Annotated in this window: 5 protein-coding genes; all 5 read right to left on the bottom strand. The window is 62.2% G+C overall.

Annotated elements, in window-relative coordinates; genetic code table 11:
* Positions 1-178 precede the first annotated feature (178 nt).
* The 5 genes from QLG07_RS02255 to urtB all read right to left on the bottom strand — a co-directional run bounded on the left by QLG07_RS02255 (position 179) and on the right by urtB (position 8,516).
* Positions 179-4,117: an amino acid adenylation domain-containing protein gene (locus QLG07_RS02255; protein WP_282468373.1), complete on the bottom strand. Its 3,939-nt coding sequence runs from the start codon at positions 4,115-4,117 to the stop codon at positions 179-181.
* Between the two features lie 276 nt (positions 4,118-4,393).
* The gene (gene urtE, locus QLG07_RS02250) at positions 4,394-5,092 is read right to left on the bottom strand and encodes an urea ABC transporter ATP-binding subunit UrtE (RefSeq protein ID WP_133624601.1); all 699 of its coding nucleotides are present in this window, start codon (positions 5,090-5,092) and stop codon (positions 4,394-4,396) included.
* Between the two features lies 1 nt (position 5,093).
* Complete coding sequence (urtD, locus tag QLG07_RS02245; protein WP_048914766.1) at positions 5,094-5,885, bottom strand: urea ABC transporter ATP-binding protein UrtD; 792 nt, start codon at positions 5,883-5,885, stop codon at positions 5,094-5,096.
* Positions 5,878-6,954, bottom strand: coding sequence for an urea ABC transporter permease subunit UrtC (gene urtC / locus QLG07_RS02240; protein ID WP_187497540.1), 1,077 nt, complete (start codon positions 6,952-6,954; stop codon positions 5,878-5,880). Before urtC ends, urtD begins: the two co-directional genes overlap by 8 nt.
* Positions 6,954-8,516 (bottom strand): urea ABC transporter permease subunit UrtB, encoded by a 1,563-nt coding sequence (gene urtB / locus QLG07_RS02235; RefSeq protein WP_048914768.1) that lies wholly within the window; start codon positions 8,514-8,516, stop codon positions 6,954-6,956. The genes urtC and urtB overlap by 1 nt, the downstream gene beginning before the upstream one ends.
* Positions 8,517-8,549: the final 33 nt, after the last annotated feature.

The raw sequence follows: 8,549 nt of genomic DNA, 5'->3' as shown, positions 1-8,549 counted from the left end.
CTACGCAGGAACGCGGATGTTGTAGGGGTCAGGCATGCCAGACCCGCCGCGCAGGGACGCGGATGTTGTAGGGGTCAGGCATGCCTGACCCGCTGCGCAGGGACACGGATGTTGTAGGGGTCAGGCATGCCTGACCCGCCGCGCAGGAACGCGGATGTTGCATGCCTGACCCGCTGGTTTACGCCGCGCTGCTGCCGATCTTCTGCGCCAGGTTCAGCGCGGCGACGATCGGTTCGTGGCACAGGATAATCGAATGGTGATTGGCCGCCAGCGGGATCACCTGCAGCTGCGGGCAGACTTTACCCAGGCCATTATCGCTCAGCGCCAGCAGTTCCGCGCCGTCGATACCGTCCATGCTCAGGTCGGCAAACTCGGTGGCTTTAAACAGCGTCACCCGGCTGTGGCGCAGCGGGGCGCTCAGCGGCTGGTTGTTCATCGACAGTTCAAGCTGCTCAATGCGCAGCGCGCGTTCGGCCGCTTCCCCCTCGATGCCGATCATCGCCAGCAGTGGCGCCAGCATGCCCGCCACAATGCGCTGCTGAATGTCGGTCTGGTACAGGCTGTCGAGCAGGCAGAGATGGATATCGCGATAGCCGTGCTGCTCGAGCTGAGCGGCTATCTCCAGCGCAATCACGCCACCGAGCGACCAGCCCAGCAGCTGCACCGGCTGCTGGCGCGACAGCCCCTGGCTCACCATATGCTGCAGGTAGTAGCTGGCGAGCGCCGACAGCGACGGGATAGGCGGCTGGTGGTACAGATTGTAATTATTGATGCCGATGGCATTGAGCTGGCCGTCAAACGCCTGCGCCAGATCGCGGTAGATCTCACAGCCAACCACCGCCGGATGCACCATCCACAGATTACCTGCTTCAGCGGGCGAGTTCAGGCGCTGGGTGAGCCGGAACTGCGCCGCGGGCTGGTTGAGCTGCTGCAGCAATTTCTGCATCGGCAGCGGCGCGTCAGCCTGCGCGTTCAGCTCCGCGCATCCGGCGATGGCGCGCGCCTGGGCGCTTAGCGTGCTGTTGGCAAACAGGGTTTTCATCTCCAGCGCGATGCCCGCGCGCTTGAGCTTCACCATCAGCTGGATGGCGTGCAGCGAGTGGCCGCCAAGCGCGAAGAAATCGTCGTCGCAGCCGATGTTCTCCACCTGCAGCAGCTCGCGCCACCACGCTGCCAGCTGGCGTTCACCCGCGCTCTGCGGGGTGCGCCACGCCGTTTCTTCCGCCTGCCATGCGGGCTGCGGCAGTGCTTTGCGGTCCAGCTTACCGTTAGGGGAGAGCGGAAACGCATCCAGCCGCACAAAGGCGCTGGGGATCATATATTCCGGCAGCGCGGCCTGCAGGGTGCTGCGCAGCTTCTCGCGCAGGCCGGGCTGCGGGGCGGCAACCAGCCAGGCGATCAGCCGTTTGTCACCCCGGCCGTCGTCGCAGGCCATCACCACCACATCGTCGATGCCGCTAAACCCGGCAATCTGCTGCTCAATCTCGCCCAGCTCAATGCGCAGGCCGTGGATTTTCACCTGGAAATCATTGCGCCCAAGGTACTCAATGCTGCCATCCTCCAGCCAGCGCGCCAGATCGCCGGTTTTATACAGGCGGGCAGCGGGATCGCTGCTGAACGGGTCGGCAATAAAGCGCTCGGCGCTCAGCTGTTCGCGGTTAAGGTAGCCGCGCGCCACCTGCACGCCGCCGATATGCAGCTCGCCGCTGACGCCCGGCGGCAGCGGTTGCAGCTGTGCATCAAGGATATAGAGCTGGGTGTTGGCGACCGGCCTGCCAATCGGCACCAGCCCGCGCGCATCGTCGCGCCGGCAGTGCCAGAAGGAGACATCCACCGCCGCTTCGGTCGGGCCGTACAGATTATGCAGTTCGGCATCCGGCAGCTGCTGGTGGAAGCGCTGCACTGCCGCCAGCGGCAGCGCTTCGCCGCTGCACATCACCTTGCGCAGCGGGCGGCACCGTTCCATGTCGCCGTGGCGAAGAAACAGCTGCAGCATTGAAGGGACGAAGTGCAGGGTCGTGACCTGCTGTGCGGCGATAAGCTGGCTGAGGTAGTCCGGGTCCTGGTGACCCGCCGGCCTGGCGATGGCCAACCGTGCGCCGACCATCAGTGGCCAGAAGAACTCCCACACCGAGACATCAAAGCTGAACGGGGTTTTTTGCAGTACGCAGTCCTGCGGCGTCAGCCGGTACTCCTCCTGCATCCAGCGCAGGCGGTTCATCACCCCGAGGTGTTCGTTCATGACCCCTTTCGGTTTGCCCGTTGAGCCGGAGGTGTAGATAACATAGGCCAGCGAGCGCTGGGGGTCGGCGGCCAGCGCGGGCAGGTTAGCCTCGCGCTGAGTTTGCCAGCGGGCGGCATCGCGGCTCAGATGCCAGACCGGCAGATCGGCGCCCAGCAGCGGGCGCAGCGCCTGCTCGCCGGCATCGTCGAGCAGCACCAGCGCGGCCCCGCAGTCGCTGAGCATATGGCTGAGGCGATCCGGCGGATAGTCGGGATCGAGCGGTACGTAAGCGCCGCCGGATTTGAGGATCGCCAGCAGCGCCGTCACCATCTCACTGCTGCGGGCGCAGCACAGCGCCACGCGATCGTCAGGGCCAATCCCCGCCTGGCGTAGTTCTGCCGCCAGCCGGTTAGCGCGCTGATTGAGCTGCTGATAGCTGACGCTGCCGCCGTGACCGCACAGCGCAACGGCGCCGGGCGTGCGTGCCGTCTGCTGCTCAAACCCGCGGTGAATGCCTTCCGGCAGCGGCCACTGCTGTTCAGTGTTATTCCACTGGCCGAAGATCTGCTGCTGTTCCTGCGGCAATAGCAGTGGGATCTGCGCCAGCGGCTGCTCTGCGCCGTGGTCGAGCAGATGATCCAGCAGCATCAGCAGGCGGTCGGCGCTGCGCTGCGCATCGGCGGCGCTGAACCAGGCTTCATTGAAGTTAAACTCCAGCAGCGGCGCATCGCCGGGGTGATAGTGGCGCAGATAAAGCGCCAGCGGCATCTGTTCAAAACCGTGATGCAGGGTTTCCACTTTCAGCTGGCTGCCTTCCAGTTCAATATCGGTCGGGAAGACTTCCAGCGAAAAGCTCAGGTCATACAGCTGGCGGCGGCCCTGCTGCCCGAGGCGCAGCTGGCGGTTAAGCTCGGCAATCGGGAAGCGCTGGTGGCGGTAGCAGCAGCGAAGTTCGGCGGCAATCTGGTTCATCAGGGCGCTGAATGGCTGGCTGAGGTCAACGCTGAGTGCCACCGGGATCATCGAAGAGAACATGCCAAGCGTACGCTTGTGCTGAGCGCCGCTGCGGTTATGGACCGGCACGCCGAGCGTCAGCTGTTCAACCTGCCACAGGCGGCTGTACCAGCAGGCCAGCAGCGCGGTCATCAGGTGCATCGGCGAACAGCCGTGTGCGGCGGCCAGGGCGCACAGGCGCTGATAGCGCTCCAGCGGAAGAGGGCGGTTAATCTGCTGGCTGGGCCACGCCTGGCCTGCGTCAAAGCCGGCGCGCCGCTCCATTCCCGGCTGGGCATGCTCAGCAAAGCGCGTCAGCCAGAAGGCGCGGTCGCGTTCATAGCGTGTGGACTGCAAATAGGCGCAGTCGTTAGCGATAAAGTCGCGATAGCCGAAAATCTGCTGGTGGGCTGCTAACTGACCGCTTTTCAGCTGTTTGTAGCGATCCATAATCATGCCGCTCAGCAGAGAGACCGAAGTCCCGTCGGCGATAATATGGTGGGCATTAATCAACCACAAGGCAGTTGTCGCCGTGGTTTTAATAAATACGCAGCGCCAGAGTAATTCTTCATACAGTTTAAAAGGTTGATTAAATTTATCCTTTAAGTATTCGCGGGCTTTTTTTTCGGCGTCGTTATCCTGACTAAAGTCATGGTATTCGAGAGTGAAGTCTTGATTCGATACGGTCGTCTGAATAATACCGCCTTCACTCTCTTTTAAGGTTAATTTCAGCGCATCATGTTGGGCGAGAGTTTCATTTATTGCCTGATTTAACAGGGTGATATCAACCTCTCTTTCAATGCGCCACAGCGCGCCAACGTTGTAGCAGGGGGTGGATGGTGTCAATAACTGATCGAGCCAGACGGCTTGCTGCACGCTGGTTAGCGGATAAATAGCCACGCGAGTACCTCCATTAAAGGATCGGTAAATTTGATTTGATGACAATACAGGAAAGTAGTATATGAATATTTAAGAAATATGAAATGAAATTAAATTTATTTCTTTATGAAGAATATTCAGTAACGGCAGGGAATTATAATATTGCGGGCGGAGATATAAATCTATTAATGAGATGGGAATTTATTTAATTGGGATTATTAACATGATTTTTTTAAAGGCCGACCGAGAAATCCGTAGGGGCCGACCCTCTTTTTCGGTCGGCCCGCCGTATCAAAATCAAATCGCTACTAACCCGCGCACCCCGTCGCTTTCCATCTCCTTGCCGAGGCCGCGCTGGACAATCTCACCGCGCGACATCACCAGATAGCTGTCGGCCAGCTCGGCGGCAAAGTCGTAAAACTGTTCAACCAGCAGGATCGCCATATCGCCGCGTGCGGCCAGCTGGCGGATCACCGCGCCGATCTCCTTGATCACCGACGGCTGGATCCCTTCCGTCGGTTCGTCGAGGATCAGCAGCTGCGGCCTGCAGGCCAGCGCGCGGCCAATGGCTAACTGCTGCTGCTGGCCACCGGAAAGATCGCCGCCGCGCCGCTGCTTCATCTGCCACAGTACCGGAAACAGCTGCCAGATCTCCTCCGGCACCTGACGCGCCTGGCTGCCGGAAAAACGTGCCAGCCCCATGAGCAGATTCTCCTCTACCGTCAGGCGCGGGAAGATCTCGCGCCCCTGCGGCACGTAGGCGATGCCCGCCTGCACGCGCTGGTGCGGCTTGCGCCCGTTGATCGGCTTATCCTGCCAGCTGATGGTGCCGGACTTCGCCGGGATCAGCCCCATCAGGCATTTAAGCAGCGTGGTTTTCCCTACGCCGTTGCGCCCCAGCAGGCAGGTGATCTCACCCGCTTTAACCTCAAACGACAGGCCGCGCAGAATGTGGCTGCCGCCATAATATTGATTTAGTTCAGTAACCTGTAACATATCAGCGCCCCAGATAAACTTCGATAACCTGCTCGTTGGCCTGCACCTCGCGCAGCGATCCTTCCGCCAGCACCTGGCCCTGATGCAGCACCGTCACGTGGTCGGCGATGGTTTCGACAAAGCCCATATCGTGCTCAACCACCATCAGCGAATGCTTGCCGGCCAGCGAGCGGAACAGCTCGGCGGTGTATTCGGTTTCGGCATCCGTCATGCCTGCCGCCGGTTCATCCAGCAGCAGCAGGTGCGGGTCCTGCACCAGCAGCATGCCGATTTCCAGAAACTGCTTCTGCCCGTGCGACAGCAGCCCGGCGGGGCGCTGACGTTCCGCCCCGAGGCGCAGCAGCTTCAGCACCTCATCAATGCGGTCCTGCTGCTCGCCGTTAAGCTTTGCCCGCAGGCAGGCCCATACCGACTTATCGGTTTTCAGCGCGATCTCCAGATTTTCAAACACCGTCAGCGCGGCAAACACCGTCGGTTTCTGGAACTTGCGCCCGATGCCGATGCGTGCGATCTCGACAGGGGAAAGCGTGGTCAGGTCAGTGCTCTGGTCGTAGAACACCCGGCCATTGTCCGGGCGGGTTTTGCCGGTTATCACATCCATCAGGGTGGTTTTTCCCGCGCCGTTCGGGCCGATTACGCAGCGCAGTTCACCGACGCCAATCTGAAGTGACAGGTCGGTCAGCGCTTTAAAACCGTCAAACGAGACGTTGATTTTTTCCAGCTGGAGCACCGGGTCGGTCTGCTGGCGATGGCGGTCTGCCGGGTGTGGCTGGGTAAACAGGGGTTCAGTCATGCTTCCTCCGGCGCAGCAGGCCAATCACGCCACGCGGCAGGAACAGCGTGACGAGGATAAACATCAGGCCTAAGAAGAACAGCCAGTATTCCGGGAAGGCGACGGTGAACCAGCTTTTCGCGCCGTTGACGATCCCGGCTCCGAGCAGCGGACCGATCAGCGTGCCGCGCCCGCCGAGCGCCACCCAAATGGCAGCCTCAATTGAGTTGGTTGGCGACATTTCGCCGGGGTTGATAATCCCCACCTGCGGCACGTACAGCGCGCCCGCCAGCCCGCACAGCACGGCGGAGAGCGTCCAGACAAACAGCTTGAAGCCTTTCGGATCGTAGCCGCAAAACATCAGGCGATTTTCGGCATCGCGCACTGCCGTCAGCACGCGGCCAAACTTGCTGCGTGCCAGGGCGAAACCGACGGCGAGGCTGGCTGCCAGCAGCAGCACGCTGGCGACAAACAGCCCGACGCGGGTGCGGGTGGCGGTGACAGGGAAGCCAAGCAGCGTGGTGAAGCCGGTGAAGCCGTTATTGCCGCCAAAGCCGGTTTCGTTGCGGAAGAACAGCAGCATCCCGGCGTAGGTCAGCGCCTGGGTCATAATCGAGAAGTAGACGCCTTTGATTTTCGAGCGAAAGGCGAACCAGCCGAACACCAGCGCCAGCATCCCCGGCACCAGCACAATCAGGCACAGCGCCCAGGCAAAATGCTGCGTTCCCGCCCAGAACCACGGCAGCTCGTTCCACGACAGGAAGGACATAAACGCCGGCAGGCCATCCCCCGCTGCCTGGCGCATCAGATACATGCCCATCGCATAGCCGCCGAGGGCAAAGAACAGCCCGTGGCCAAGCGACAGCAGCCCGGCGTAGCCCCACACCAGGTCGAGCGCCACCGCGACAATGGCATAGCAAAGGATCTTGCCGACCAGCGTCAGCGTATAGGTGGAGATCGCCAGCGGGTTGTCCGCCGGTAGCAGGGCCAGAAACGGCATCAGCAGCAGGGCGAGCAGCAGTAGCGCGCCAAGGCAGAGCGTCAGGCGCGGCGCTTTCTGCGCCACGGTAAGCGTTATCGGTTGCGTCATCAGTCAATCACCCTGCCTTTTAAGGCGAACAGCCCCTGCGGTCGCTTCTGAATAAACAGCACGATGAGCACGAGGATCAGGATTTTGCCGAGTACCGCACCAATCTGCGGCTCCAGCACCTTGTTGAGAATACCCAGGCCCAGCGCGGCGACCACGGTGCCCGCCAGCTGGCCGACGCCGCCGGTTACCACCACCAGGAAGGAGTCGATGATATAGCCCTGTCCCAGCTCCGGACCGACGTTGCCAAGCTGCGACAGCGCCACGCCGCCCAGCCCGGCAATACCGGACCCGAGGCCGAATGCCAGCATATCCACGCGTCCGGTCGGCACGCCGCAGCAGTCGGCCATCGCGCGGTTCTGCGTCACCGCACGCACGTTCATCCCGAGGCGGGTTTTATTCAGCAGCAGCCAGGTGAGCACCAGCACGCCGATAACAAACAGGATCACCGCCAGGCGGTTGTACGGCAGCACCAGGTTTGGCAGCACCTGTAAGCCCCCGGAGAGCCAGGGCGGGTTAGCGACCTCAAGATTCTGCGAGCCAAACAGCACGCGCACCAGCTGGATCAGCATCAGGCTGATGCCCCAGGTCGCCAGCAGGGTTTCCAGCGGGCGGCCATACAGGTGGCGAATGATGGTACGCTCCAGCGCCATGCCGACCGCGGCGGTGATAAAGAACGCCACCGGCAGCGCCAGCAGCGGATAAAACGCCAGCCACTCCGGGGCGAAACGCTGGAACAGGCTCTGTACCATCCAGGTGGCGTAGGCGCCGATCATCAGCATCTCGCCGTGCGCCATATTGATCACCCCGAGCAGGCCGTAGGTGATCGCCAGGCCAAGCGCCGCCAGCAGCAGCACCGATCCGAGCGACAGGCCGGTGAAGGCCTGGCCGAGCAGGTCGCCGAGCAGCAGGCGATGGCGGATCTGTTTCAGGCTATCGGCGGCGGCGGCACGCACGCTGGCATCGGCTTCGACGCTGGGTTGCAGCAGGCGTTCGAGGCTGGCTTGCGTCTGCGGATCGCTGGTTTCGCCCAGCAGCTTCACCGCTTCGAGGCGCACCTGCGGGTTAGCGTCGGCCAGCTGCAGCCCGGCAACGGCCTGCGCCAGCACCGCCTGCACGCGGCTGTCCGGTTCGGCGGCCAGCCGCTGTTTCAGCAGCGGCAGCTGGTCGGCCTGCGCATCATTTTGCAGCGTGCGCGCCGCGCTCAGGCGCTGGGCGCTATCCGGGCTGACCAGCTGGTGGGCGGCGAGGGTGGTGGCGATCATCACCCGCAGCCTGTTGTTCATAAACAGCTTTTTGGTGCTGCCGGCGGGTGCATTGCTGCCTTCCAGCGGCGTCAGCTGGCCATTAATCTGGCTGAAGGGGTGTTTATTGTCGTCCAGCACGACACGCTCCTGGCGCAGAGCCTGCAACAGCGGCAGGCGTGCGGCATCCGGTGCGGCGGCCCACTGCTGCAGAAGTTTCAGCTGATCGCTGCGGCTGGCGGCGGCAAAATCGGCGGCCGGTCCGGCCTGAACAAGCCAGGGCAGGCTGAGCAGCAGTAACAGCAGGAATCGCATCATCATATTTCGCTCCGGGAGTGGGGGGGGGGGGGGGGG

Origin of the sequence: Erwinia sp. V90_4 (genome assembly GCF_029967685.1) — a bacterium.
GTDB classification, from domain to species: Bacteria; Pseudomonadota; Gammaproteobacteria; order Enterobacterales; family Enterobacteriaceae; genus Erwinia; species Erwinia aphidicola.
Note: the sequence above shows the minus strand (reverse complement) of the source record. Positions and strands in the feature narration are given on the sequence as shown.

What these genes read in the sequence shown, in the direction of transcription:
- urtE (WP_133624601.1), bottom strand. Translation starts at nt 5,092, where the DNA reads ATGTTACAGGTTACTGAACTAAATCAATATTATGGCGGCAGCCACATT.
- urtD (WP_048914766.1), bottom strand. Translation starts at nt 5,885, where the DNA reads ATGACTGAACCCCTGTTTACCCAGCCACACCCGGCAGACCGCCATCGC.
- urtC (WP_187497540.1), bottom strand. Translation starts at nt 6,954, where the DNA reads ATGACGCAACCGATAACGCTTACCGTGGCGCAGAAAGCGCCGCGCCTG.
- urtB (WP_048914768.1), bottom strand. Translation starts at nt 8,516, where the DNA reads ATGATGATGCGATTCCTGCTGTTACTGCTGCTCAGCCTGCCCTGGCTT.